Source organism: Hydrogenophilus thiooxidans (genome assembly GCF_019049855.1).
Lineage (GTDB): Bacteria > Pseudomonadota > Gammaproteobacteria > Burkholderiales > Rhodocyclaceae > Hydrogenophilus > Hydrogenophilus thiooxidans.
Genome location: NZ_JAHLSY010000011.1, coordinates 34,928 through 59,321, shown reverse-complemented (window position 1 = coordinate 59,321; position 24,394 = coordinate 34,928). Strand labels below are relative to the sequence as shown.

The window sequence follows — 24,394 nt, the reverse complement described above, 5'->3', positions numbered from 1 at the left end:
CCTTCAGCGCCCGAACAACGCAGCGCGATAGGTGAAGAAGATCCCACTCGGCGCATGGGCAGGAAGCCGCGCAACCTCTGTTTTGGTCGCGGTGTCATAAACCACCACCGCGTTGCTGTCACGTGCCGAGACCCAAACTTGATCACCCTTTGGCGTAAACTCGAGATGAAGCACCGCCGCTCCCGGCGAAAAGGTATGGGTTACTGCAAGCGTCTTGCGGTCGATCACCTGGACCCAACCATTATCGGGAAAAGCAAAATTGACCCAAACTTCACGTCCGTCCGGACGCGCAACCGCGAAAACGGGTTGACCTTTGACAGCTACGCGGCCGACCTCCTGCCAAGTGCGGGTATCAACTACCAACACCTCGTGCCGACCAATCGCCGGTAAAAACGCGAGATCGCCAGCGATCGCCCAACCGCGAAGGTGGGGCATCTTATAAACCGGTAACGGCTGTTCGCCGCGGCCATACCCCGCAAGGATCTTGTGCACGCCCCGTTCCGGGTAGAGATCGTCGTAGAAGGCAATACCGTCTTCACCGAACAATCCGGCCAGATAGAAGCGACCGTCGTTGGAAACCAAGCCGTCGTACGGCTGTTTTCCCGCAAGGTGGCATTGGGTTTCCGGTTGCGCCAAGTTGGAAAAATCGGTCAAACAGAGCGCGTTGGCATCGAAGAGCGCATAAGCGAAACGTCGACCGGGCAGATCGGCTAGGCCGACCACTTTCGACGGTTGCCCGTTGGCGCCGGGTAGCGCGGGAATCTCGGCAACCAACGCCAACGTTCCGGCGTCGAACGCTTTGATGCCCCCTGGCGCATAATTCTGCGCCACCACCAGTTTGCCGTCACTGGAAACCGCGCCGCCGATGCTGTTTGTTGCTTGCGCGACCCGTTTCTTGACCTGCTGCGTCAGAAGGTCGATCTGCGTGAGCGCACCGTCACGGCCAAAAAGATAGGCATAGCGTTGATCACGGGAGAAGACCACCGAAGCGTGCGAAAGATCGCCCAATCCTTCCAGACGCTTGATGATGCGGGGTTGTGAATGCGCCACCAACAATACACTGCCGGTTGCACGTTCGATCACGACGCCAAGATCCCCAGTGGGTAACGCCGAAACCGTCGCACCGACCGCATCGTGCCCCACTGGTTCGTGCGCGTGTGCCGCAACAGCACTCCCGAAAAACAAAAGGGTTACTTGCAGGCATAGGGCAACCCGTTTCATTCGCTGGAAAAGCCCTGCTTCAGGCGTTCGACGATCCATCTCGCTTCATCCTCAGAAAGAAAAGGGGCAAAAGGTGGCATTGGAGTTCCTGGGCGACCCTGGCGGATCGTCGCCACCAGACCCTCTTCTGGCTTTTCCGCCAACGCTTCGGGCGTCAACGGCGGCCCTAATCCGCCCTGCAAGGTCATTCCGTGACACGCGCCACAGTCCTGGCGCACCAGATGGACGATCGCGCGCTGGCGCTCAAATGTGGGCGCGGGCGAGATCACATCGCCCGCACCGGCGTTCGCAATAGGCAGTGCGAGCAGCGCGATGGCCAGCGCAGCAAAATGCACGATAGCCAAATTGCTTTGCTTCGTCACCATCGCGCATAACCGCTCAGTAGACGTCGTGTTGCGTATTGTAGACGTTGAAGTGGCCCGTCGGTGTGATCAATGCCGGATCTTTGATCACCGCTTTCGGTTGCAACGTCTTGTCGTCGACCACGACGATTGCCGATTTCTTGTCTTTCGCCGACCAGACCGAGAACCAAACTTCATCGCCAGCCTTGTTGAATTCCGGCTGAACCACACGTTTGGCTCCATCGTCATCCAAACCGGCCCATTCGGCGATCGGCAAAATCTTCGGTGGCGCGTCGAGGTTGGTGATATCGAACACCGCAACCGACTGCGATACCTTCGGATCGGGGTTGAGCGGCGTATCGACGTAGAGGTGCTTCGATTTCGGATGGGTCTTGATGAAGAGGTTCCCCCCGCCTTGCCCCTTGAGGGTGCGCACCACCTTCCACGCATACTGCGGGTGTTTCTCCGGATCGGTCCCGATCACCGCGATCGTTTCGTCACCCAAATGGCCCGTTGCCCATACCGGTCCGTACTTCGGATCGACGAAGTTCGCGCCACGGCCTGGGTGCGGGATATTGCCGACATCGATCAGCGCGACCCGTTTGCCCTCTTTCGCGTCGATCACCGCGATTTTGTTCGACTTGTTCGCCGCGACAAGGAAGTAGCGCTTCGAGGCATCCCAACCACCGTCATGCAAGAATCGCGCGAGCGGAATCTCGGTGATCTTCAGGTTGTCGATATCGGAATAGTCGACCAGATGGGTCTTCCCGGTCTCTTTGATATTGACGACGAACTCTGGCCGGTAGTGGCTCGCGACGATCGAAGCCACACGCGGTTCGGGATGGTACTCTTGCGTGTCGACCGTCATCCCGCGCGTCGAAACGATTTTGAGCGGTTCGAGCGTATCCGCGTCCATGATCACGTATTGCGGTGGCCAGTAGGAACCCGCAATCGCATATTTGTCTTCATACCCTTTGAATTTGGAGGTTTCGACCGAACGCGCCTCGAGACCGATGCGAATCTCTGCGACGTTGTCGGGTTTTTCCATCCACAGGTCGATCATGTTGATCTTGGCGTCACGCCCGATCACGTAAAGGTACCGACCCGAGGCGGAAAGGCGCGAGATATGCACCGCGTAGCCCGTGGGGACGATATTGATGATCTTCTTGGTATCCCCGTCGATGAGCGCCACCTTCCCAACGTCACGCAACGTCACCGAGAAGAGGTTGTCCAGATTGTAGTTATTCATCTTCTTCGTTGGCCGCTTCTCGGGCGGAACGATCACTTTCCAGGTCGCTTTCATCTCAGCGAGGCCAAACTCCGGCGGTTGCGGCGGGGTCTGCTGGATGTAACGCGCCATGAGGTTCACCTCTTCGTCGGTGAGCTCACCAGACGTTCCCCAGTTGGGCATCCCGGCGGGTGACCCGTATTTGATAAAGGTTTCGAGGTAAGGGGTTCCCTTTTCGATGGTGATGTCGGGCGTGAGCGGTTTCCCGGTCGCCCCTTTGCGCAGCACGCCGTGGCACCCCGCGCAGCGCTCGAAATAGATCTTGCGGGCTTTTTCGAACTCCGCTTTCGTCATCGGCGGAGCCTTCGGATTGACGTCATGGTGCATTTCGACGTTTTCCAACGGAGAGCCGCCCGCTTGGTAGTTCACTTCAGGCGCCGATACATCCTTATGCTGCGCAAACGCGACACCGGTTGCCCAGGGCAGCGCCAGCAGTGCCAATGTCAAGGTCTTCATCCTCATGGTCATTACTCCCCTAATTCCACGAAAGCCACCTTCCCAATGAAGGTATGGCATGGGGCACTGTAGCGCTTCTGCGTCTGCTTTGCCTTGATCCCTGTCAATTTTTCAGGTTTTGGTAAAACTAATGCAGCTCAAGGCAGGGGAGGAGCAGCTGCGTCATAATATTGAACCGACACTTTTCTGCAAAGGAGACGCATGAACGCGAAACTCATGCACGCTCGAGCGGCGCCCAGCTTCTCGGCATGGCTCGCGATGGCCTTTCGTCCGTTCTACCTCTTGGGCAGCTTGCTTGCCGTGGTCAATGTCCTGTTGTGGGGTTGGGGCATCGCGCCTCCTTTTGGCGGGGCCACATCGCGCGTCGATCCCCTGCTAACCGGCCTGCTGTGGCATGGCCACGAAATGGTGTGGGGTTTTGGCGGCGCGATCGTTGTCGGTTTCCTCCACACTGCGGTCACCAATTGGACTGGGTTGCCGCCGTTGGCCGGGTTCCGTTTGGGCACGGTGGTTGTTCTTTGGCTCGTTACCCGAGCTGCCGCCACTTTCTCTTCGTCTCTGTTGGGGATCGCAATTCCCGCGGCGCTCTTTTGGCTCGCTGCGGCTGAAACGCTCTGGTTTCGCGTCTGGAAGCGTCAGCAAGTGCGAAATTACCCCGTTCCGCTCTTGGTTCTCGTGTTCGGGGCACTGGAGTTGGGGTTCCTCGCTTCACTCGGTGATCCACCTGTATGGGTCAACCCGCTCACCTTTCTGGAAGCGGGCGTATTTGCGATCGCGGCGATCATCGCGTTCATGGGGTTGCGGGTCATCTCCTTTTTTACCAGCCGAGCATTGTCGCTGGAGCAAGTACCGACACCTGCTTATTCGCTTGGACTGACCGTGCTCGGCGCGGAAGCGCTCGCCTGCGCGCTCCTCTTCGACGCGCCACGCTTTGTGGTGCTTGTGCTCAGCGTCGCCACCGGAGTCGCCTATCTCGAACGCTCTGTCCGCTGGTACCACCCGCGCATTTGGGAAAACCCGATGGTTTGGGTGCTTCATCTTGGCTTTGCCGCAACCGGTCTGGGTATTCTCGCGTTCGGTTTGGCGGTTTGGAGCGAATCGGGCTGGCGGAGCGCAGTGCTCCATCTGATCACCGTCGGCGGCATGGGTTGGATGATCCTGGGCATGATCACCCGCACCGCGTTGGGACACACCGGCGGGAACCCCAACCGCGCACCCCGCGGTTTGCGTTTTGCTTTCTTCCTCATCGGCGCCGCAACCGCTACCCGCCTCTTTGCCGCAGCCCCTGTGGCATGGGCCGGTTGGAGCTTACGGCTTTCAGCACTCTTTTTTGCCGGTGCTTTCGTGCTCTACCTCACCCGCTTCATCCCGCGCCTGATCCGTCCCCGCCCAGATGGACAGCCTGGATAACACAAGAAAGGAAGAAACCATGTACAAATTGATGCAGGTCATAGCGAATCAACCACCACAGTGGTACAACACCGATATGAGAGAAAAACGAGGGTTCTCCGATGAGCGATCTCCCCACACTGCAAGTCTATCTGGTTGGCGCCGGGCCAGGCGACCCCGAGTTGCTGACGCTGCGCGCAGCAAAGCTCTTGCAGCACGCCGACGTGGTCGTCTATGACAACCTCGTCTCCGATGGCGTCCTGGCGCTGATCTCCCCCACAGCCGAACGTATCTTCGTCGGCAAACGTGCTGGGCACCATACCTTGCCACAAGAAGAGATCAATCAAGTCCTCGTCCGCCTGTGGCAAGAGGCACCTCGGCGCATCGTTCGGCTCAAGGGTGGCGATCCATTGATTTTCGGTCGCGGCGGTGAGGAAGCATGGGCACTTGCCGCGGCCGGCGTGCCGTTCGAGATCGTTCCTGGCATCACTGCGGCCTGTGGCATGGCCGCGAGCAACGCACTGCCGCTGACGCATCGCGGTGTGGCACAAGCCTGCCTCTTCGTCACCGGCCACTTGCAAAACGGTAAGCTCAACCTCGACTGGCCCGCATTGGCTCGCCCCAAACAGACCGTCGTTTTCTACATGGGCGTTTCCACGTTGCCTGAGCTCTGCGCGCAACTCATCGCACATGGGCGTGCGCTGGAAACACCGGCAGCGATCATCGAAGCCGCCACCACGCCGCAGGAACGGCGCATCGTCGGTTCGTTGGCAACGCTCCCCGCAATCGCGAAAGCAGCTGAAGTCCACCCCCCTGCGCTCATCGTCGTTGGCGAAGTGATTCGGGTGGCGCAAGGACTTGAAGCGATGCGCCCGTTTGCCAGTGCTGCCCCAAAAGAGACGAACCCCAGCCACACAACACAAACCGCGGACAAGGTTAGCCGATGAGCATCCACTACCACCCCCAAGGCAACGAAATCGCCCTCTTTGAAAAGGCGTTCGCGAACCAGCTCCCCGTGCTGATCAAAGGACCAACCGGTGTGGGCAAAACCCGCTTCGTCGCTTATATGGCGGAACGCTTGGGCGTCCCGCTCTATACCGTAGCGTGTCACGACGACCTCACCGCTGCCGATCTGGTGGGCCGCTTTCTCATACGTGGCGACGAAACGGTCTGGCAAGACGGTCCATTGACCCGCGCGGTACGCGAAGGGGGGATCTGCTATCTGGACGAAGTGGTCGAAGCGCGTAAGGACGTCACCGTGGTGCTCCATCCGCTCGCCGACCATCGCCGTGAACTCTTCTTGGAACGCACCGGAGAGCATCTGACCGCGCCACCAACGTTCATGTTGGTGGTCTCCTATAACCCTGGATATCAAAATTTCCTCAAAGGGCTGAAACCCTCTACCCGGCAACGCTTCGTCGCGCTGCGCTTCGATTTTCCCTTACCCGAAAACGAGCGTGCAATCCTCATTGCCGAGACGGGTTGCGAACCTTGGGTCGCACAAAAGCTGGTCCATTTGGCGCAGGCGATTCGCGGTCTCAAGCAAATCGATTTGGAAGAGGTGATCTCGACACGCATGCTCGTCTATGCCGCCCGCTTGATTGCGAGTGGCGTCGAACCACTCGTTGCGTGCAACGCCGCGATCATCGAAGCGCTTACCGATGAACGCGAAATCGCGCTCGGCTTGGAAGAGATCGTGCGCTCCGTTTTCGAAGGATAACGGTTGCGATGGAAGAGTGGATCGGCACACTCTGGGATCGCTGGATCACGCGGGTCGCCGTGCGCAACCATCCGGAAGCGGCGGTCGCGCTCAGCGATTGGGTGCGCCCGCTTGCGGTTTTTTATCGGGGCTGCGGCGGGATCCCTGCGCGCGTCCTCAAACCGGCGGTGCGGCGCCAAAGTCATCACCGGCGACGCCTCGTCGAGCGGATCGCGGGTGTCGGCGATCGCACCGCCCCACCCATGATCGGTCAAGACGCGTGCTACCTCCCGGCGACGATCGACTGGTTTCCCGACGCGACGCTCAACCGCGACGCCTATTTCTGGTTGGCCCTGGCTGCTGCCCATTATGTCCCGAAAGGCGAACCCATTTGGCTTGCCAATCAACGGGCTACGGTCGTTGCCCTAGCGCGCTTTCCGGCGTGGGAAGCGCGCTATCGGCGACTGGTCCATGCTCTGATCGCATACCGACCCGATCCGGCACGACTTCCCCCTGCCGAAGCGGAAGTGGAAAACGCCATTCGGCTCGCGCTCACCACTCCCGGGGCACTCACTTCGTTTCCAGAGCCCAATCGTAGCAAAAAGGCACCATTTCCGGTGTGGCTCTGGTTTCTGGAAGATCCTGCGGCACCGCCCGAAGCGAAAAAGCATCGCGACGCGGCCTCGGATGCGAACGCGCGCGACGCGGAATCGCAGCAGAGAACGCTACGCGCCGAACGCACCGACGCGCCAAAAGAAGAGCACGGAATGCTGCTCGTCTTCCGGGCAGAAAGTCTCCTCTCCTGGGCGGAATATGTCAAAGTGAATCGCTCGCAAGATGACGAACCGGAAGAGGACCCCAGTCGCGCCGCCGAGACACTCGACACGCTCCATTTCGCCGATGACGACGAACGGGTTGCCGCGCGGGTTCGCCTGGAAGTCGAGACCGCACCGGGCACCGAATCGGACGAGACACTACACGGCGAGCTTCTCCTTCCCGAATGGGATTACCGCAGCCAATCCTATCGGGAAAACTTTTGTCGTGTTGTCATAAAAACACCACCCAGTGACAACGCTACCGCCGAAATTCCGGAACAGCTTCGGCGCACGATTCGCCGTCTGCGCGCCCAGCTCGAACTGCTTGCCCCCATACGCGTCACTTTGACGGGGCAACCCGACGGTGACGAACTCGACCTGGAGCGGTTTGTCCGTTTTCGCGCGGATCGGATCGCAGGGTTTGCGGAAGCCGACCGCGGTCTCTATCTGGCTAAGCGCGCCCACCACCGGGATATCGCGACGCTGCTTTTGGCCGATACCTCCCTTTCTACCGATGCCCATGCGTCCGACGACCTTCGGGTAATCGACCTCATCCGCGACACCCTGTGGGTCTTTTCCGAAGCGATCGCGGCCACGGGCGACGATTACGCGATCGCCACGTTTTCTTCGCGCCGCCGCTCAGAGATCTTGTTCCATTGGCTCAAACGCTTTTCTGAACGACGAACCGACTCGGTACGTGCGCGCATCGCAGCGATCACACCCGGTTACTACACGCGAATGGGCGCGGCGATACGTGCCGCTGTTCGGCAGCTGGAACAGCAACCCCACAGTTTGCGCCTGCTGTTGATCCTTTCCGACGGAAAACCGAACGACCTCGACGGCTACGAAGGACGTTATGCGATCGAAGATTGCCGCATGGCGATCAGTGAGGCCAAACGTGCGGGCGTACGCCCATTCTGCCTCACCATCGACAAAGACGCATCGGACTACCTCCCCTATCTCTTCGGTCAATCTGGCTACCTGCTCATCCCCCGCATGGCGACGCTTGCCGAACGGCTTCCGAAAATCTACGCCCTCTTGACCGAAGGTTTATAAGCGGCCACAATCGGCGCGTTCGCCCTCCTTACTTTGACCCGCATGTCGTTGCTACAGCGCATCCCTGGAAGCTTAACGCAGAAGATCGACGGCATTTTTGCGTTTTTCTTCCTAGTCGCGTTGGTTGTGTAAAATCTCCTTGAACGATCGCTCAAGGAGACGAACGCCATGCCCCCCCAAACGCCTGCACGGAATTGCTGCGTGTGTTTTCGACGCTTATGGGACACTTTTCGATCCATCCAGTGTCGCGCGCAGTGTGCAAGACCTCTTGGGTGACCAATGGACACCGCTGGCAGAACTTTGGCGTCATCAGAGTCAGCGGCAAGGCGGCAAGAACGCCTCTTGGGGCGCAAAGGCGCGCAGTCCTTCCAAATCCAAAATCCACACTTTTCGCCCGCTGGTGCGTAACAGACCTTCGGCAGCCAGATCAGAAAAGACCCTTGAGAGCGTCTCTGGCTTCAGGTTGAGGCGAGAGGCCAACACATATTTTTGCACCGGCAATTCGAGCAAGATGGGGCCATCGTTGGTCGCCACCCCTGCTTCCGGCAGTAATTGCAGGAGGTAACCGATCACGCGCTGGGTTGCCGAACAGACCGAATAGGTTTCGATATCGTGGATGAGGGATCGCAACCGCATCGCCATCCCGGCGAGCATCCGTTGGCAGAAATCGCGATTCGCGTCGAGCAACCGTTCGATCACATCGCGCGGGATGAAAAGCACTTCTGCCGGTGTCAGCGCGGCGGTGTTTACTGGGTAAGGCTGGCGCAGAAACATCACCGCTTCGCCGAAGGTACCGCCGGGCCCTACCGTTTCGATCACCTTTTCCACGCCATTCGGCCCGTCGATATAGAGTTTGATCCGCCCTTGCACGACCACGTAGAACCCCCGCGAAGCGTCGCCGCGGAAAAAGAGGACCTGATCCCGTTCCAGGGCTACGGGTTGTGCTGCCTCAGCCACCTGGGTCAGAGTCTCATCCTCGAGCAACGAGAAAAGCGGCACGTTTCGCAGGAGCGCGATCGTTTTCGGCATGGACACCGGTTCGATTGGGGTTAGCACCACATCCATTATAGCGCGGCCAGCCTGTGCGGCAAGGAAAAGTGGTACAGCGCTTTCCTGTTATCATCATTGGCTTTCCAGGTTCCGATACGAATGGGTTACACACATCATGGCACGCATCAAGATCGCCCTACCCGAACATCTGCCGTTCGTCACCGAACTCATGATCTACATCGAACACATCAACGAAGGGCAGCACCTCGACAATGCACGGCTCTTGGGGCTGGTCGCGGAAGCGCGCTGCAGGCTTTTGGCCGAGTTGGGCTTTTCCCAGGTAGACATTGGCGGCGCAGGGATCATCCTCGCGGACGTGGCGGCGCAGTACCGCAGCGAAGCGTTTCATGGCGAACGGCTGCTCTGCGCGATGGGCATCGCCGACCCCCATCGCTACGGTTTCGACCTGGTTTGGCAATTGACGGAATCAGCGAGCGGGCGCGAAGTGGCGCGGGGCAAACACGGTGTCGTCACCTTCGACTACGCGAAACGGGAAAAGGCGCCGGTACCCGACGCCTTTTGGCAACGATGGCAAACACGGTTCGGAACGCTGCCTACGTTTTGAAGAGCGAAGCGGTGTTGATCACCTGCTGCGTCGCGCGTCCCACCTGGCCTGCGGCTGCAACGACAGTTTGCGCTTTTTCCTCGACCAGTTGACTGCCTTCGGCAATCTGCTTGGCGTGCGTTTCGATTTCGCGCAGCGCTTCGAGCTCGTCGTGCATCGCCCGCTGAATCTCCTGCGCAGCGGAGATCACCTTTTCGGCTTCCCGCTTGATCTCCTCGACCGAGTTCCCCGCTTCGTGGGCACTATCCGCCCCTTTTTCAACGAGCGCCACCCCCTCCTGCATGCTGGTTACCGAGACGCGCGTCTCTTCCTGAATGCGTTCGATCATCGTCCCGATCTCGAGCGTTGCTTTCGCGGTGCGCTCGGCAAGTTTCCGCACCTCGTCGGCGACTACCGCAAAACCGCGCCCCTGTTCGCCTGCGCGCGCCGCTTCGATCGCGGCGTTCAGTGCCAACAGATTGGTTTGATCGGCGATTTCGCGGATCGTCTGGATGATCTGGCCGATTTCACCTGCAATGCCTTCGAGCTTAGTGAGATTCGCTGCCGACGTTCGGACGGAAAGGGCGATACGCGCGATCTCGTCGGCGGCACGGTGAACGACTCGCGCACCGTTGTCGACCGCCTGCTGCGCCGCAACGGCCGCTTTGGCCGTAACGGTAGCGTGTTCGGCAATTTTTTGAGCGGAAGCGGTGTTCTGCGACACCGAAGCAGCAATCGCCTGGGTATTTTCGGCCTGTTGGTGCGCGCTGGCGGCAATCGCTTGCGCAGAGGACTCTGCCGCGTGCTGCGCTTCCTGCACCGCTTTGAGCTGTTGCTGGAGCGTAAAGACCAATTCGAAGAGGCGGTTGCGCATGATCTGAAACGCGTCGAAGAGTTCGCCGAGCTCGTCCCGCCCCATGTCGTCGAACTCGACTTTGAGTTCGCCGTTTGCCACCGCACGGGCGATGCGCTGCGCTTCGGCAAAACCGTGCGAGAGGCGGCTGACCGTCCACCCACCGACCGTCAGCGTCACGACCACACCAAGGAGCGTGAATAGAAAAGAAAGCAGCGACGGTTGCCCGTATTCATACCACTCTAGACCCAACAACAACCCAAAACCGATCACCGGAAAGAGCATGAGGAGTACGACCCGCTGCTTGAGGGTAATGCGCCGCAAAAAGCGGGTGATGGCGCCTGCGCGGACTTTACCCCCTTCGAGTGCGATCTTTTCCCCGGCGCGCATCCGCGCGTAGAGTTCATCCGCGGCTTGAACCTCTTCGCGCGTGGGCTTCATCCGCACGCTCATATAACCCCCCCCCGGTTTCGGGGTTGCGGTAGCCTTGACCCAGTAATGGTCGCCATCTTTGCGCCGGTTCTTCACCAATCCCTGCCACGGCCGCCCCGCTTTCAAAGTGGCCCAGAGGTCGCGAAACGCTTCGGGCGGCATATCGGGGTGCCGAATGATGTTGTGGGGCTGCCCCATCAACTCTTCGGGGGCAAAGCCGCAATACTCCAGAAAATCTTTGTTGAAATAGGTGATGCGACCCTTTTCGTCGGTGTGGCTGATGATCGCGCAGTCGTCGCGCACCGGGTATTCACGCTGGGTTACAGGCTGGTTGACGCGCATCGTTTCCCCCTTTGGTTGGATGCCCGAACTTTTGCAATTCTAATTGGGTTATCGGCACACGGTTGGAAAAGTTGAGGGGTTTTTTGATGTTTTTTCATAGCCACTTTCGTCCCCCCGCCAGGAATCGAACCTGGATCTAGCGCTTAGGAGGCGCTCGTTCTGTCCATTGAACTACGGGGAGCCAGTGCGCGGTGGCGATTCTACCACCGGCAGGCGAGGCAGCGGCAAACCGAGGTAGTAACCCTGCGCATGGGTGATCCCCATCTTCTGCAACATGGCAAACATTTCCTCATTTTCGACGAATTCCGCTACCGTCTGCATGCCGAGATCCGCACAGAGATTGGAGAGGTTACGCACCAGCGCCTCGTCGATGCGCGACGTTTGCATGCCCCGCACGAACGCGCCGTCGATCTTGACGAAATCGAGCTCCAGTTCCCGCAGATAGTGCAGGCTGTTGTAGCCGCTGCCAAAGTCGTCGAGCGCAAACCGGAACCCTCTTTTGCGCAATTGCCGGATGAACTGGCGCATCTTCTCGAGATCGTCGACAGCGTGCCGCTCCAAGAGCTCGAAGACGATGCGGCCGGGATCCAGCCCCCAGTGGTGGCAAAGGCGTGCCGCAAAACCGAGCACGTTGCGGTTTTGGATCTCCTGTACCGATAGGTTGAGAAAAAGGGTGGGTTTTTCCCCTGGAAAGTCACGCAACGCCGCGAGCGCTGCTGCAATGATCTGGCGGTCGAGTTCGCGTCCCAAACCATATTTTTCGATTACCGTGATGAACCGTCCTGCTGGGATCGGGTCGCCTACCGACGGGATGAGGCGGGCGAGCACCTCGAACGCAACCACCTGACCGCTTGCCATATCGACGATCGGTTGAAAAAACGGAACAATGCGTCGCTCGGCGAGCGCTTCGCGAAGCGCTTCCACCTCGCTGCGCTGCTCGGTAAGGGAGTCACGCGTCAAAGCGCCGCCCGTCCGGCGCGTTTTGAGGTCGTCATAAGCGCAGATTTCGTCTTTTCCTCGCCGTTTTGCCTCATAGGTAGCCAGATCGGCGTGCGCTAGGAGTTCATGGACCGACTTTCCGTCTTGCGGGTAGCTCACAATGCCCAGTGAACAGGTCACATGAAATGAGGTCCCTTGATAGAAATAACGATGGGCGCGCAACCGATCACAGAGTTTGCGCGCGAGCGCCTTAGCACCCTCCAGCGGCGTTTCGGGAAGCAACAAGATGAACTCATCGCCGCCAATCCGGCAAGCGAGGTCGCCTTGCCGAACTTGCGCCTGGAGCACGTTCGCAAGCTCTGTGAGCGCCAGGTCACCTGCGGGGTGACCGTAGGTGTCGTTGATCTCCTTGAAATCGTCGAGATCGATCATGATGAGGCTAAACGCATGCTGGTGCCGTTCGCTGCGACCGATCTCGTACTCGAGCATGTGGAGAACCAAAGCCAACACCAAGAATACCGGCCAGTCCTGAGCGATGATCGGGCACCTTCTCGGTGAGCAATTGATAGCATTGCGCTGTCGCGATCCCAAACCACGGCGTCCAATCCAGGTAATGGACCGCCAGGTCGACAGCGGCATCAAACGGTTGGTTCAAACGCGCAAGGAGTTCGCGCACGAGTTGTGGTTCCAGATCGGATCGCTGTGCCGCTGTGGGTCGCCCTGGGTAGAAGAGGTGCGCGGTCAACCCATGCTTTTCCGCAAACGCGACGAAAAAGAGGTCGAACGGAAAAATCGCGTGAAACTCCTTGAGCACCTCTTCGATGAAGGGCAGCCAGTTGATCACCCGTTCGTAGGAGAGGACAACCCGCTCGAGCACCATCCGGTGGCGATCGAGAAGATCCTTTTCTACCAACGTCTGCGCCAGCACTTTGCTGCTTTCGTTGAACGCCGCAAGAAGGGCGCGCAACGCATCGCGCTGCCGGACGACATCGGCCTGATAGTGTTGCTCGACGAGCGCAAGAGTCGTTCTCAGCGTTTGGCACCGTCTGGCCAATTGCCGAACGGTAAGGTCCGCATCGGCTCTCCCAGCCAATTCCGCAAGCGAATTGGCCAGTTCCCCGTGAACGCGGTGAAGCGTCTTGGCGATTGCCGAGAAGGCCTGGCTAGCCCGAACCTGCTCTTCCAGGAGCGCGCTCGCGGCGCAAAGCACGTCACGGCGCAAAACGACCAGATTACTGGGGACGAAACGGTTCACGGAAGGAATCTCCCGCCTGGCTGTAGGCAATCGACGCCGCAAGGCAGTTCGTCGATCCAGGCAAGGAAATCAGTGATCGCACGACCACGGTAGATCGCTCCGTGCTGCGGGGCGATCATCGAGAGCGGTCGATCCCCCAGGGTCGCGCGCCATACGGCAACCGCACGGTGACTCACCATGTAGCGACGGTGAAATCCGGCAATTTGGCAAACGTGGGCGGGGAAGTCATCGACAAATGGGCTGAGTGCCGCACTGCTCATCTCCGCTGCACCGAGGTCGCCTGAAAAGAGGATCTGGCTGGTGGGGTCATAGACGTGGAAATTGCCTTCGGAATGGAGGAAATGAGCCGGCAGGAGCTCCAGTTCCGTACCGTCGTTCCAGGTGAAGCGTGCCCCTTCGTCGGGAATCGCGATAAGGCGCTCGACCGCCTTGGGTGGGAGACCATAATGGGGAATGAAGCGGGTCCACAAACGCGAAATCCACACCTGAGCTTGTGTGATCTCGAGCCAGGAAGCTAACCCGCCGACGATGTCCGGGTCCTGGTGCGAAAGGATGATCGCCTTGATCTGCTCCGGCGTGCAGTAGTCGAGCATCGCTTCGAGCACGTCGGGCATCACGCCGAAACCGCCGGGGTCGAGCAATACCCCCTCCTCCCGGTGCAAAATGAGATACTGATTCGAGTGAATGCCTTCCTCTTCATTCCCTTCGGTTTCGTGCAAAAGCACGCACAGGTGGTTCGAATCGCGGTATAGTTCTAGATTGCGCATACGCCACTCCATGGCATGTGTGGTATTTTTCACATTACCATAGTTATTCACGGGCTTCTTTGACCTGGATCAAGAAACCGGCGAGTTTTTGTATGCAGACCTATCTGGCGCTTCTCGACCACATCCTCACCCACGGCGTGGAAAAACGCGACCGCACCGGCGTCGGCACGCTGTCGGTCTTCGGCTATCAGATGCGGTTTCCACTCAACGGCGGGGAGACCTTTCCGCTGCTCACCACGAAAAAGCTCCATGTGCGCTCGATCATTCATGAGCTGCTCTGGTTTTTGCGCGGCGACACCAACATTCGCTACCTTCATGAAAACAAGGTGACGATCTGGGACGAATGGGCCGACGCAAATGGTGACTTGGGGCCGATCTACGGCAAACAGTGGCGGCGCTGGGAGGCACCAGACGGGCGGGTGATCGACCAGATCGCGCAGGTGGTGGAATCGCTCAAGAACAATCCAGACTCGCGACGCCACCTGGTCGTGGCGTGGAACCCCGCCGATGTCGACAAGATGGCGCTTCCGCCCTGTCACGCACTCTTTCAGTTTTACGTCGCGCATGGGCGCCTTTCGTGCCAACTCTATCAGCGTAGCGCCGACGTCTTTTTGGGGGTTCCGTTCAATATCGCCTCGTACGCGCTTCTGACGATGATGGTGGCACAGGTTTGCGGCTACACCGCGCACGAGTTCATCTGGACGGGCGGCGATTGCCACTTGTACCGCAACCACATCGAACAAGCGCGTCTGCAGCTCACCCGAACGCCACGCCCGTTGCCCAGGATGCGACTCGACCCGACGATCACGCGGCTCGAGGATTTTCGCTACGAGCACTTCACCCTGGAGGGGTACGACCCCCATCCCCACATTCCGGCGCCGGTGGCGGTATGAGCGAAATCGTGATCATCGCCGCAGTGGGTCGAAATGGGGAACTGGGGTACCGCAATGCGCTTCCGTGGCATCTGCCGGACGACCTCAAACGCTTCAAGCAGCTCACGCTGGGGGCGCCGGTGGTGATGGGGCGCAACACGTGGCACTCTCTTGGGAGGCCGCTGCCGGGGCGCACCAACGCGGTGGTGAGTCGAACGCTTGCGCGATCGCAAACGGACGCCGCGCCCACCGAAAGAGAACCGGAATCGACGCTTCCCTCTGGGGTGCTATGCTTTCCAACGCTCGAGGCGGCATTGGCGGCACTGGCGAAGGCGCCCACCGTGTTCGTGATCGGCGGCGCGCAGCTCTACGCCGCGGCACTTCCCTTTGCGGACCGCTTGGAGCTCACCGAGGTCGACGCCGAAGTCTCTGCCGACGCGTTCTTTCCGCCTTGGCCCAAAACGGAATTCGTCGAAGTTGCACGCACGCGACACCCGGCGGACGCGAACCACCCCTATCCGTTTGCGTTCGTCACCTACCGCCGCGTTCAATCGCGCACGCAATCGACGTAGTATTCCCCATCCTCGCCTTTGACGAGGCCGTGCACGTCGGTCTCGAACCCGGGAAACGAGCGGTTGAACGCGCGGGCAAACTGCAGGTAGTGGACGATCGTTGCGTTGAAGCGCTCGCCCGGAATCAGAAGCGGGATTCCCGGTGGGTACGGGGTGACGAGCATCGCGGTGATCCGCCCTTCGAGCGCGTCGATGGGGACGCGGTCGATTTCGCGATGCGCCAGTTTGGCCCAGGCGTCCGCAGGGCGCAGCGCCGGTTCCATCTCCGAAAGGTACATCTGCGTGGTAAGGCGCGCCACGTCGTGTGCTTTGTAAAACGCGTGAATGCGCTGACAGAGGTCGCGTAACCCCCATTTTTCGTATCTCGGGTGCTTCGCGATGAACTCCGGCATCACCCGCCACAGAGGTTGGTTGCGGTCGAAATCGTCTTTGAACTGCTGTAATTCGGTCACCATCGTGTTCCACCGCCCTTTGGTGATGCCGATGGTGAACATGATGAAGAACGAGTAAAGCCCCGTTTTTTCGACGACGATGCCGTGTTCCGCAAGGTAGCGGGTCACGACCCCGGCCGGGATACCCCAGTCGTGGAAATCGCCATCGACGTCGAGCCCTGGGGTGATGATCGTCGCTTTGATCGGGTCCAACATGTTGAACCCTTCGCTGATTTCGCCAAAACCGTGCCACCGTTCGTTCGGGCGCAGCATCCAGTCTTCGGGCGTGCCGATCCCCTCTTCCGCGAGCCGCTCCGGCCCCCAGACGCGGAACCACCAATCGGGATAGTCGCGCGCCACTTCGCGCATCGCACGGCGGAATTCGGCCGCTTCCATCAAGGATTCTTCGACGAGCGCGGTACCCCCAGGCGGTTCCATCATCGCCGCGGCAACGTCGCAACTGGCGATGATCGCGTATTGCGGCGAGGTCGAGGTATGCATCAAGTACGCTTCGTTGAAGAGGTCACGGTCAAACCCACCCTGTTTCGCCTCTTGAACCAGGATTTGCGACGCCTGCGACAGCCCCGCAAGCAGTTTGTGGGTCGATTGGGTGGAGAAGATAAGCGAAGTTTCGCAGCGCGGGCGGTCTGCGCCAATTGCATGGTAGTCGCCGTAAAAGTCGTGAAAAGCGGCGTGCGGCAGCCACGCTTCGTCGAAATGCAGCGTCGGAATGTAGCCGTCGAGCTCTGCTTTGATCCGTTCGACGTTGTAGAGGATGCCGTCGTAGGTCGATTGCGTCAGCGTGAGGATGCGGGGTTGTCGGTCGTTTGCCAGTTGGGCGAACGGGTGTGCGTCGATCTTCGCCTGGATCGCTTCTGGCGCGAATTCGCGTTCCGGGATCGGGCCGATGATCCCGTAGTGGTTGCGCGTCGGGGTGAGAAAGACCGGAATCGCGCCGGTCATGATGATCGCGTGCAGCACCGATTTGTGGCAGTTGCGATCGACCACGACGATATCGTTCGGCGCAACGGTGTAGTGCCAGACCATCTTGTTCGAGGTGCTGGTTCCGTTGGTGACGAAAAACAGATGGTCACAGTGGAAAATGCGCGCGGCGTTGCGTTCGCTCGCCGCAACGGGCCCGGTGTGATCGAGCAACTGCCCCAGCTCTTCTACGGCGTTGCAGACGTCGGCGCGCAGGAGGTTTTCGCCGAAGAACTGGTGGAACATCTGACCGACGGGGCTTTTGAGGAATGCCACCCCACCCGAATGCCCCGGGCAGTGCCATGAGTAGGATCCATCGGCAGCGTAATGGGTAAGCGCCCGAAAGAAGGGGGGAGCGAGGCTGTCGAGGTAGTTGCGCGCCTCGCGCACCACGTATCGCGCGATGAATTCCGGGGTATCCTCGAACATATGGATGAAGCCGTGGAGTTCGCGCAACACGTCGTTGGGGATGTGGCGGCTGGTGCGTGTCTCCCCGTAGAGGAAGATCGGAATGTCGGCGTTACGAAAACGGATCTCGGCGACGAAATTGCGAATCTGTTCGATCACCTCAGCCGCCTGCAGCGGGTCTTGCAGCTGCTCGTCGTCGATCGAGACGATGAACGCCGACGCCCGACTCTGTTGCTGGGCAAACGAGGTGAGGTCGCCGTAACTCGTCACCCCCAGCACCTCCATTCCTTCGGCTTCGATCGCCTGCGCGAGCGCTCGAATCCCCAAGCCGGAGGCGTTTTCCGAACGGAAATCCTCGTCGATGATGACGATAGGAAAATGAAAACGCATCGCGTCGCCCTTTGTCGTTGTCGCTTCACATGCGCGGCAGGGTCACGCCGCGTTGCCCCAGATACTTACCGCCCCGGTCGCGGTAGCTCGTTTCACACACCTCGTCCGATTCGAAGAAGAGCATCTGCGCCACGCCTTCGTTTGCGTAAATCTTCGCCGGCAGCGGCGTGGTGTTGGAGAATTCGAGCGTCACATGCCCTTCCCACTCCGGTTCAAGCGGTGTGACGTTGACGATGATGCCGCAGCGCGCGTAGGTGCTCTTCCCAAGGCAGATCGTGAGGACGTTGCGCGGAATGCGAAAGTATTCGACGGTGCGCGCCAACGCAAACGAGTTGGGCGGGATGATGCAAACGTCGCCGACAAAGTCGACGAAACTGCGTTCGTCGAAATTCTTGGGGTCGACGATCGTCGAATTGATGTTGGTGAAGATCTTGAATTCGTTGGCGCAGCGAACGTCGTAGCCGTAGCTCGAGGTGCCGAAGGAGACGACGCGCGTGCCATCCACTTGCCGCACGAGCTCGGGTTCGAACGGTTCGATCATCCCGTACGTTTCAGCCATGCGGCGGATCCACCGGTCCGATTTGATGCTCATCGTTGCGTTCAGTCGTTTTTGACCACGATCGTGGGCATTTTGTGAGTAAAGTCTTTGCCGCGGTCGGCAATCGCAATCGCCACCTGGCGGGCAATCTCCCGATATTTTTCGGCAATCGGGCCATCGGGCTCGGCCACCACGGTGGGTTTGCCGCTATCGGTCTCCTCCCGGATACGGCGATCCAAGGGCAACGCCCCCAGGAAAGGCACGCCGTAATCGTCACAGAGTTTTTTGCCACCCCCTTCCCCGAAGATCGGTTCGACGTGGCCGCAGTGCGAGCAGATATGAAGGCTCATGTTCTCGATCACCCCCAAAACGGGGACTTGGACCTTTTCGAACATCTTGAGCCCTTTGCGCGCGTCCAACAGCGCGATCTCTTGCGGGGTCGTAACGATCACCGCGCCGGTGAGCGGCGCTTTTTGCGCGAGCGACAGATGGATGTCCCCCGTTCCCGGCGGCATGTCCACGATGAGGTAGTCGAGGTCGTGCCACGCGGTTTCGGTAAGGAGCTGCACCAGCGCCTGTGAAGCCATCGGGCCACGCCAGATCATCGGCGTTTCGACGTCGACCATGAAGCCGATCGACATCGCTTCGATGCCGTACGCGGTGAGCGGCTGCATCTTCTGTCCGTCTTCCGAGACCGGATTTTGATGGCCGAGCCCGAGCATTTGCGGGATCGAGGGGCCATAGATATCGGCATCCAAAATCCCCACCTTCGCCCCTTCTGCCGCCAACGCAAGCGCAAGATTCACCGCGGTGGTGCTCTTTCCCACACCCCCTTTACCCGACGCGACCGCGACGATGTTCGCGACACCGGGCAGCGGCCGTAACCCCGGCGGCACTTTGTGGATGCCGATTTGGCTGGTCACTTCGACGAAGAGCGCCGCAGGGTGCAACGCGTCACGAAGCGCGGTTTCGATCTGCTGCTGGATCGCTGCCCATTGACTCTTTGCGGGGTAGTCGAGCGCGATCTTGACCGATACGGCGTCGCCGTCGACTGCGATTTGCTGCACGGCGCCGGTGGTCACGTAATCTTTTTCGCGATTGGGGTCGATGGTCTGCGCAAGCACCGATCGAACAGCCTCTTGGGTTATCGCCATGTCGCGCGGCTCCTTGTCGAATGCGAACGATGCGTGCGATCATACCACCGTGTGGCAGGAACGATCACCCCTAGAAAAGGAGCGCAGTGAAACGAATCGTCGTAGTCGGGGCGGGCGCAGCGGGACTCACCGCAGCCTGGCGGTTGGCGCGTTGGGGGTACTCCGTGATCGTGCTGGAAAAGCGTCCGCAACTGGGCGGGGGGCTTGCCAGTTTGGCCGAACACGCGCTCCGTTTCCCCGCCGCCACACCGATGCTGAAACAGCTCTTGCGTGCGGGCGCCCTTTCTTCGCAGCCGCTTAGGTCGCTTCCGTACGCTTGGGAGGAAGAGGAAGGTGCGCAGCGCTGGTCCGTTTCGCCAACCGGTTGGCCCAAACTCGAAGGAACGTCCGTTTCCCACCCCCTCTTTTGGCTTTGGCGGTTGCGGGCGTGGGGGCGTCGCCATCCGGATACGCCGCTTGCTGCCTGGTTCCGGGTCGCCACCCCGCCTGCGCCGTTTCATGCAGCGCTTTCACGATTCGCCACGACATGGTGCGGAGAATCGCTCGCCACCCTGACCTGGCCGCGCCTTGTGCCGCTCGTTCGCGCCGTCATGCGCTTTCCGGCATCGCAAAGGCACGCGTGGCAAGTAACGGAACCGGCGAGCGAATGGTTTGCGGTGGCGCTCGCGCGGCGGATCGGTCGCTTCGGACAGGTGGTGCAGATTGCATCACCGGTGATCGCGCTCACCCCACACGGCGATTCAGGGTGGCGTGTGACCACGGTCGGGCCAGGGCACATCACCGCAGCGGCGGTGGTGCTGACAACCGAACCGCAGGACGCAGCGCCGCTTTTGCCCGCTCAATTGGAACGAACCTCGGCGCGGCTGCATCAGTGGCCGAAGGTTCTGCGCTGGGGTAGCGCACGGGCGCTTCCGCAGCCGGTTGCCCAACCGGTTCACATCGCCCGCCATTTGTGGCTTGCCGGCGACTGGTTGCCACCGATCGGTGCGCTTCCCGGGTTGGAAAGCGCGGTAGCGAGCGGCTGGACCACGGCACGCGCGGTGCGCGCCGCGCTATCCCGCTGATGGGCGATCGTTGGCGACAAGCCGACCCCGCTGGAGCGTCAATACCCGCTGACAGCGCGCGGCCAATGCCGGATCGTGGGTGACCAGAACGAGCGTGGCGCCGCTCTCTTGCTGCAGCGAAAACAAGAGTTCGATCACGGTTTCGCCCGTGGCAGCGTCGAGGTTCCCCGTGGGTTCGTCGGCAAAGAGGTAGCGCGGGCGGCACGCAAACGCGCGCGCCAACGCGACGCGCTGCTGTTCGCCACCAGAGAGAGCCTCCGGACGATGACCGAGCCGTTCGGCCAAACCGACACGCGCGAGCCACGCTTTGGCTTGCCGTTCCGCATCGCCCTCCCCTTTGAGCCAGAGGGGGAGCGCCACGTTTTCCCACGCAGTGAGGTGCGGAAGGAGTTGGAAATCTTGAAAGACGAAACCAACCGCTTGCTGCCGCCAGCGGGCGCGCGCCTCTTCGTCCCACGCGGTGATCTCAGCGCGATCGACGACGATCGTGCCGCGCGTGGGCCGGTCGAGCCCGGCGAGCAGTCCAAGGAGCGTCGTTTTGCCAGACCCGGAAGCGCCCACGACCGCAACCGCCTCGCCGTCGTTGATGGTACAGTCGACCGCATCGAGCAAGGTCAAGGTGGCTCCGCTTGGCAGGGTAACCGTTTTCGTGAGATGGATGGCTTCGATCATATGTCGCTTCGCTCTGCTTTTCGTCGTCGTCTCTTGAGTGCGATGATAACGGTTGGGTTCCTCAGCCGCTTACCGAACCGCCCGGCGCGGGCAGACGATGGTGCCGCGAACCCGGAGCGCCCTTCTGCTCCGCGCGCCCAGGCGGCAACGCTCCTCGTCTTCGGCGACAGTCTCTCGGCGGGCTATGGTCTGCGCGCCGGTAGCGGTTGGGTCGATCTCCTCGCGGAGCGGCTGCGGGCGTGCGCGCCGCAGTGGCGCGTGGTCAACGCCAGCGTTTCGGGCGAGACGACCCACGGCGGCCGGGTGCGGCTACCGAAATTGCTCACCCGCGAACGGCCCCGGTTGGTAATCCTCGAACTCGGTGCAAACGACGGGCTGCGCGGTTTGTCGCTGGCGGCGATGCGGGAGAACCTGGCCGCGATGATCGACGCGGCGCACGCCGCCGGGGCGCAGGTGGTGCTGATCGGGATGCAAATTCCGCCGAACCTGGGTCCCGACTACAGCGAAGCGTTCACCGCGACCTTTGCGGAATTGGCAGTGGAAAAACGGGTAGCCGGTTTCGTTCCGTTCCTTTTGGCGCCCATTGCGCTCAACCGTGACGCGTTTCAAGGCGATGGACTCCACCCCACCGCGGAAGCGCAGCCGCTCCTTCTCGAAACGGTCTGGCCTGCTCTGGCGCCGCTCATCCCTTGTCCGGAACCTTCGCGCCACAGCGCGCTGCGGTGACCGGCAGGCGCTTGCCCTCACAGCAGCCCTTCGCGCCGCAGGGTCGATTTGAGTTGCGCGAAGAAGACGGGGGCGCTCACTACCCCAGCCACCCCGAAAGCTGCTTCCAGCACCACCATCATCGTCAAGATCTCCCACGCATGGGAACGAATGCGGTTGCCGATGATGTGGGCGTTCAAGAAATACTCCAGTTTGTGGATGAAAACGAGCCAACCCAGAGCCAGTACCGCATCGATCACCGAGACACTTAGCGCCACCAACGTGGTGACGGTGTTCGAGATAAGATTTCCCACCACAGGCAACAGACCCGCCACGAAAGTGACAACCAGCAGGACTGGGGTAAGCGGCAACGTCCGCCCCAGAAGCGGCAAAATGCCCACCAAAAAAACGGCGGTGAGCGCGGTATTGACCAGGGAGATCTTCACCTGGGCAAAAACGACCTGGGTAAAACTGGCGACAAGCTCGCGCGTGTAGTCGAAAATAGCCTGCGCCAAAGGGGGAAGCGGTTTGAGATTGGGTTCATCGCTCGACCAGGCAACCTGGACGGCCGCCAGCCCTCCGATGATGAGTCCCAGGATCACATACCCAACCCCCCGTGCGGTGTGGAGCCCCCAACTCTGCACGGCTGCAGCGTTCGCTTTGAGCCAGACGATCGCCTCGCGACGCACGGTGTCGACCGAATCGGGCAGATAGTTCGCCCAGGCGGGCAGCAAACCCCGTAACTGCTCGAGCGTGGTCGCCAACTGCTTGAAAAGTTTCGGAATCGCTTGGGGCGCCCACAAGACGAACTCGACCAATCCGACGATCAAAAGAAGGGTCACCAAGGCCACGACCGCGGCGGAATAGAGACGCGCATGGCGGGCAAACGCGGGCGAGCGAGCAAAACGCTGGGTCATCGCTTGCGAAGCGCCAAAGGTGAGCACACCCGCAAAAAAAGCCGGTGTGAGTTTGAGGGAGAGGACGGTTCCCCAGAGCAAAACGATCGGAGCTGCCAACAGCAGCGCACGACGCTCCCAACCGGTCACCGCCCGATGCGCCGATCCGTTCATCGCAGCACTTCGACTTTCGGCGTTCCCGCAGCGACCGAACCGATCACCACCCCTCCTTCGCCTTGCGTCTCCGCGATCGCGCCCATTACCCGCTCCACCGCGGCAGGGGCGCACGCGATCAACAGGCCTCCGCTCGTTTGCGGATCGGTGACGATCGCTTGCCACTCGGCGCGCTCCCCTTCCGGCAGCGCGGTGAGGTCGATCGCGTTGCCGTAGCTTTGCCAGTTGCGCGTGGCCGCCCCCGTGGTGATCCCTTCGCGAAGGTAACGGCGCGCGGCAGGCAACACCGGCAACGCCCCACTGTGGAAACGCACCACCACGCCGCTTGCGCGCGCCATCTCCCATCCGTGTCCCGCCAGGCCGAAACCGGTGACGTCGGTAAGCGCATGCACCTCCGGGTCAGCCCCCAAGCGCTCCCCTACCCGGTTGAGGCAGGTGGTCCACCGCCGCATTTCGGCATATTCGTCTGGGGTGAGTAACCCCTTCTTGAGCGCCGCGGAGAGCACTCCGATCCCAAGGGGCTTGGTCAGGATCAACTGGTCGCCCGGTTGCGCCCCCGCGTTGGTCTTGATCGCCCGGGGATGGGCAAGTCCCAACGCAACCAAGCCGTAAAACGGTTCGACGCAGTCGATCGAATGGCCCCCGGCGAGCGCCACCCCTGCTTCGCGGCACACCGATGCGCCACCCGCGAAAATCTGCGCGATCACCGCCTCGGGCAGTTTTCCCAAGGGCATCCCGACGACCGCAAGCGCCAGGATCGGGCGTCCCCCCATCGCATAGACGTCGGATAGCGCATTGGTCGCAGCGATCGCGCCAAAATCGAAAGGGTCATCGACAACGGGGAGGAAAAAGTCGGTGGTCGCGATGAGCGCCTGCGTCTCGTTCAGACGCCACACCGCGGCGTCGTCGGTGGTGTCGAACCCTACGAGAAGTTCGGGCGGCACGAACCCAGTCGGAATCTCCCGCAAGAGCCGTTCGAGGACGCCGGGCGCGATCTTGCACCCACACCCGCCGCCGTGCGCAAGCGCCGTCAATCGCACCGCTTCCGTCATTCGCAGCTCGCTCCGTGAAAGAACCCGTTCGAATTGCG

General features: G+C 60.6%; 23 protein-coding genes and 1 tRNA gene. 9 read left to right on the top strand and 15 right to left on the bottom strand.

Annotated features, from left to right (window positions below; translation table 11 throughout):
* Window positions 1-3 precede the first annotated feature (3 nt).
* The 3 genes from KUL93_RS06990 to KUL93_RS06980 are packed head-to-tail and all read right to left on the bottom strand — an operon-like array spanning window position 4 to window position 3,318.
* Window positions 4-1,260: a cytochrome D1 domain-containing protein gene (locus KUL93_RS06990; RefSeq protein ID WP_217126356.1), complete on the bottom strand. Its 1,257-nt coding sequence runs from the start codon at window positions 1,258-1,260 to the stop codon at window positions 4-6.
* Window positions 1,218-1,586, bottom strand: coding sequence for a c-type cytochrome (locus KUL93_RS06985; protein ID WP_217126355.1), 369 nt, complete (start codon window positions 1,584-1,586; stop codon window positions 1,218-1,220). Before KUL93_RS06985 ends, KUL93_RS06990 begins: the two co-directional genes overlap by 43 nt.
* 13 nt (window positions 1,587-1,599) lie before the next feature.
* The gene (locus KUL93_RS06980) at window positions 1,600-3,318 is read right to left on the bottom strand and encodes a cytochrome D1 domain-containing protein (protein ID WP_488165576.1); all 1,719 of its coding nucleotides are present in this window, start codon (window positions 3,316-3,318) and stop codon (window positions 1,600-1,602) included.
* Between the two features lie 189 nt (window positions 3,319-3,507).
* Between KUL93_RS06980 and KUL93_RS06975 the strand changes: the two genes are divergently transcribed.
* From KUL93_RS06975 to KUL93_RS06960, 4 genes are all read left to right on the top strand, one after another.
* Window positions 3,508-4,716, top strand: a complete 1,209-nt coding sequence (locus KUL93_RS06975) for an NnrS family protein (protein WP_217126354.1) — start codon at window positions 3,508-3,510, stop codon at window positions 4,714-4,716.
* A gap of 101 nt (window positions 4,717-4,817) precedes the next feature.
* Window positions 4,818-5,642 carry a uroporphyrinogen-III C-methyltransferase gene (gene cobA, locus KUL93_RS06970; RefSeq protein WP_217126353.1) on the top strand — a complete coding sequence of 275 codons (825 nt, stop codon included), beginning with the start codon at window positions 4,818-4,820 and terminating at the stop codon, window positions 5,640-5,642.
* On the top strand, window positions 5,639-6,415 hold the full coding sequence (locus tag KUL93_RS06965) for a CbbQ/NirQ/NorQ/GpvN family protein (RefSeq protein ID WP_217126352.1): 777 nt from the start codon (window positions 5,639-5,641) through the stop codon (window positions 6,413-6,415). Before cobA ends, KUL93_RS06965 begins: the two co-directional genes overlap by 4 nt.
* 8 nt (window positions 6,416-6,423) lie before the next feature.
* Window positions 6,424-8,265 carry a nitric oxide reductase activation protein NorD gene (locus KUL93_RS06960; RefSeq protein ID WP_217126351.1) on the top strand — a complete coding sequence of 614 codons (1,842 nt, stop codon included), beginning with the start codon at window positions 6,424-6,426 and terminating at the stop codon, window positions 8,263-8,265.
* 315 nt (window positions 8,266-8,580) lie between these two features.
* Here the strand turns inward: KUL93_RS06960 and KUL93_RS06955 are convergent, their stop codons facing one another.
* Window positions 8,581-9,294 (bottom strand): Crp/Fnr family transcriptional regulator, encoded by a 714-nt coding sequence (locus KUL93_RS06955; protein ID WP_217126350.1) that lies wholly within the window; start codon window positions 9,292-9,294, stop codon window positions 8,581-8,583.
* A gap of 136 nt (window positions 9,295-9,430) precedes the next feature.
* Between KUL93_RS06955 and KUL93_RS06950 the strand changes: the two genes are divergently transcribed.
* Window positions 9,431-9,880 carry an acyl-CoA thioesterase gene (locus tag KUL93_RS06950; protein ID WP_217126349.1) on the top strand — a complete coding sequence of 150 codons (450 nt, stop codon included), beginning with the start codon at window positions 9,431-9,433 and terminating at the stop codon, window positions 9,878-9,880.
* Here the strand turns inward: KUL93_RS06950 and KUL93_RS06945 are convergent.
* The 5 genes from KUL93_RS06945 to KUL93_RS06925 all read right to left on the bottom strand — a co-directional run bounded on the left by KUL93_RS06945 (window position 9,870) and on the right by KUL93_RS06925 (window position 14,447).
* A complete protein-coding gene (locus KUL93_RS06945) occupies window positions 9,870-11,486 on the bottom strand; it encodes a methyl-accepting chemotaxis protein (RefSeq protein WP_217126348.1) in 1,617 nt (538 codons plus the stop codon). The genes KUL93_RS06950 and KUL93_RS06945 overlap by 11 nt on opposite strands.
* A 109-nt stretch (window positions 11,487-11,595) precedes the next feature.
* Window positions 11,596-11,667, bottom strand: a tRNA-Arg gene (locus KUL93_RS06940).
* Complete coding sequence (locus tag KUL93_RS06935) at window positions 11,658-12,914, bottom strand: putative bifunctional diguanylate cyclase/phosphodiesterase (protein ID WP_217126347.1); 1,257 nt, start codon at window positions 12,912-12,914, stop codon at window positions 11,658-11,660. Before KUL93_RS06935 ends, KUL93_RS06940 begins: the two co-directional genes overlap by 10 nt.
* Window positions 12,865-13,680, bottom strand: coding sequence for a hypothetical protein (locus tag KUL93_RS06930; protein WP_217126346.1), 816 nt, complete (start codon window positions 13,678-13,680; stop codon window positions 12,865-12,867). The genes KUL93_RS06935 and KUL93_RS06930 overlap by 50 nt, the downstream gene beginning before the upstream one ends.
* Window positions 13,677-14,447, bottom strand: coding sequence for an oxygen-binding di-iron domain-containing protein (locus tag KUL93_RS06925; RefSeq protein WP_119334939.1), 771 nt, complete (start codon window positions 14,445-14,447; stop codon window positions 13,677-13,679). The genes KUL93_RS06930 and KUL93_RS06925 overlap by 4 nt, the downstream gene beginning before the upstream one ends.
* A 92-nt stretch (window positions 14,448-14,539) precedes the next feature.
* On the opposite strand from KUL93_RS06925, the gene KUL93_RS06920 reads away from it, so the two are divergent.
* Both KUL93_RS06920 and KUL93_RS06915 read left to right on the top strand, forming a co-directional pair.
* Window positions 14,540-15,340 (top strand): thymidylate synthase, encoded by an 801-nt coding sequence (locus KUL93_RS06920; protein ID WP_217126345.1) that lies wholly within the window; start codon window positions 14,540-14,542, stop codon window positions 15,338-15,340.
* A complete protein-coding gene (locus KUL93_RS06915) occupies window positions 15,337-15,891 on the top strand; it encodes a dihydrofolate reductase (RefSeq protein WP_217126344.1) in 555 nt (184 codons plus the stop codon). The genes KUL93_RS06920 and KUL93_RS06915 overlap by 4 nt, the downstream gene beginning before the upstream one ends.
* On the opposite strand, the gene KUL93_RS06910 is transcribed toward KUL93_RS06915, so the two are convergent.
* From KUL93_RS06910 to apbC, 3 genes are read right to left on the bottom strand one after another with little or no spacing between them, the layout of a single operon-like run.
* On the bottom strand, window positions 15,867-18,101 hold the full coding sequence (locus KUL93_RS06910; protein WP_217126343.1) for an arginine/lysine/ornithine decarboxylase: 2,235 nt from the start codon (window positions 18,099-18,101) through the stop codon (window positions 15,867-15,869). The genes KUL93_RS06915 and KUL93_RS06910 overlap by 25 nt on opposite strands.
* Before the next feature lie 25 nt (window positions 18,102-18,126).
* Window positions 18,127-18,693, bottom strand: a complete 567-nt coding sequence (dcd, locus tag KUL93_RS06905; protein WP_217126342.1) for a dCTP deaminase — start codon at window positions 18,691-18,693, stop codon at window positions 18,127-18,129.
* Window positions 18,694-18,701: 8 nt separating this feature from the next.
* On the bottom strand, window positions 18,702-19,793 hold the full coding sequence (gene apbC / locus KUL93_RS06900) for an iron-sulfur cluster carrier protein ApbC (RefSeq protein ID WP_217126341.1): 1,092 nt from the start codon (window positions 19,791-19,793) through the stop codon (window positions 18,702-18,704).
* Between the two features lie 86 nt (window positions 19,794-19,879).
* Between apbC and KUL93_RS06895 the strand changes: the two genes are divergently transcribed.
* Window positions 19,880-20,857: an FAD-dependent oxidoreductase gene (locus KUL93_RS06895; RefSeq protein WP_217126340.1), complete on the top strand. Its 978-nt coding sequence runs from the start codon at window positions 19,880-19,882 to the stop codon at window positions 20,855-20,857.
* On the opposite strand, the gene KUL93_RS06890 is transcribed toward KUL93_RS06895, so the two are convergent.
* Window positions 20,846-21,529, bottom strand: coding sequence for an ABC transporter ATP-binding protein (locus tag KUL93_RS06890; protein ID WP_217126339.1), 684 nt, complete (start codon window positions 21,527-21,529; stop codon window positions 20,846-20,848). The two genes, KUL93_RS06895 and KUL93_RS06890, sit on opposite strands and share 12 nt — an antisense overlap.
* On the opposite strand from KUL93_RS06890, the gene KUL93_RS06885 reads away from it, so the two are divergent.
* Entirely contained in the window at window positions 21,530-22,255 is a 726-nt protein-coding gene (locus KUL93_RS06885) for an arylesterase (protein WP_217126338.1), read from the top strand.
* Window positions 22,256-22,272: 17 nt separating this feature from the next.
* Here KUL93_RS06885 and KUL93_RS06880 read toward each other — a convergent pair whose 3' ends face one another.
* Both KUL93_RS06880 and selD read right to left on the bottom strand, forming a co-directional pair.
* Window positions 22,273-23,304 carry an AI-2E family transporter gene (locus tag KUL93_RS06880; RefSeq protein WP_217126337.1) on the bottom strand — a complete coding sequence of 344 codons (1,032 nt, stop codon included), beginning with the start codon at window positions 23,302-23,304 and terminating at the stop codon, window positions 22,273-22,275.
* Window positions 23,301-24,356 (bottom strand): selenide, water dikinase SelD, encoded by a 1,056-nt coding sequence (gene selD, locus KUL93_RS06875; RefSeq protein WP_217126336.1) that lies wholly within the window; start codon window positions 24,354-24,356, stop codon window positions 23,301-23,303. The genes KUL93_RS06880 and selD overlap by 4 nt, the downstream gene beginning before the upstream one ends.
* Window positions 24,357-24,394 lie beyond the last annotated feature (38 nt).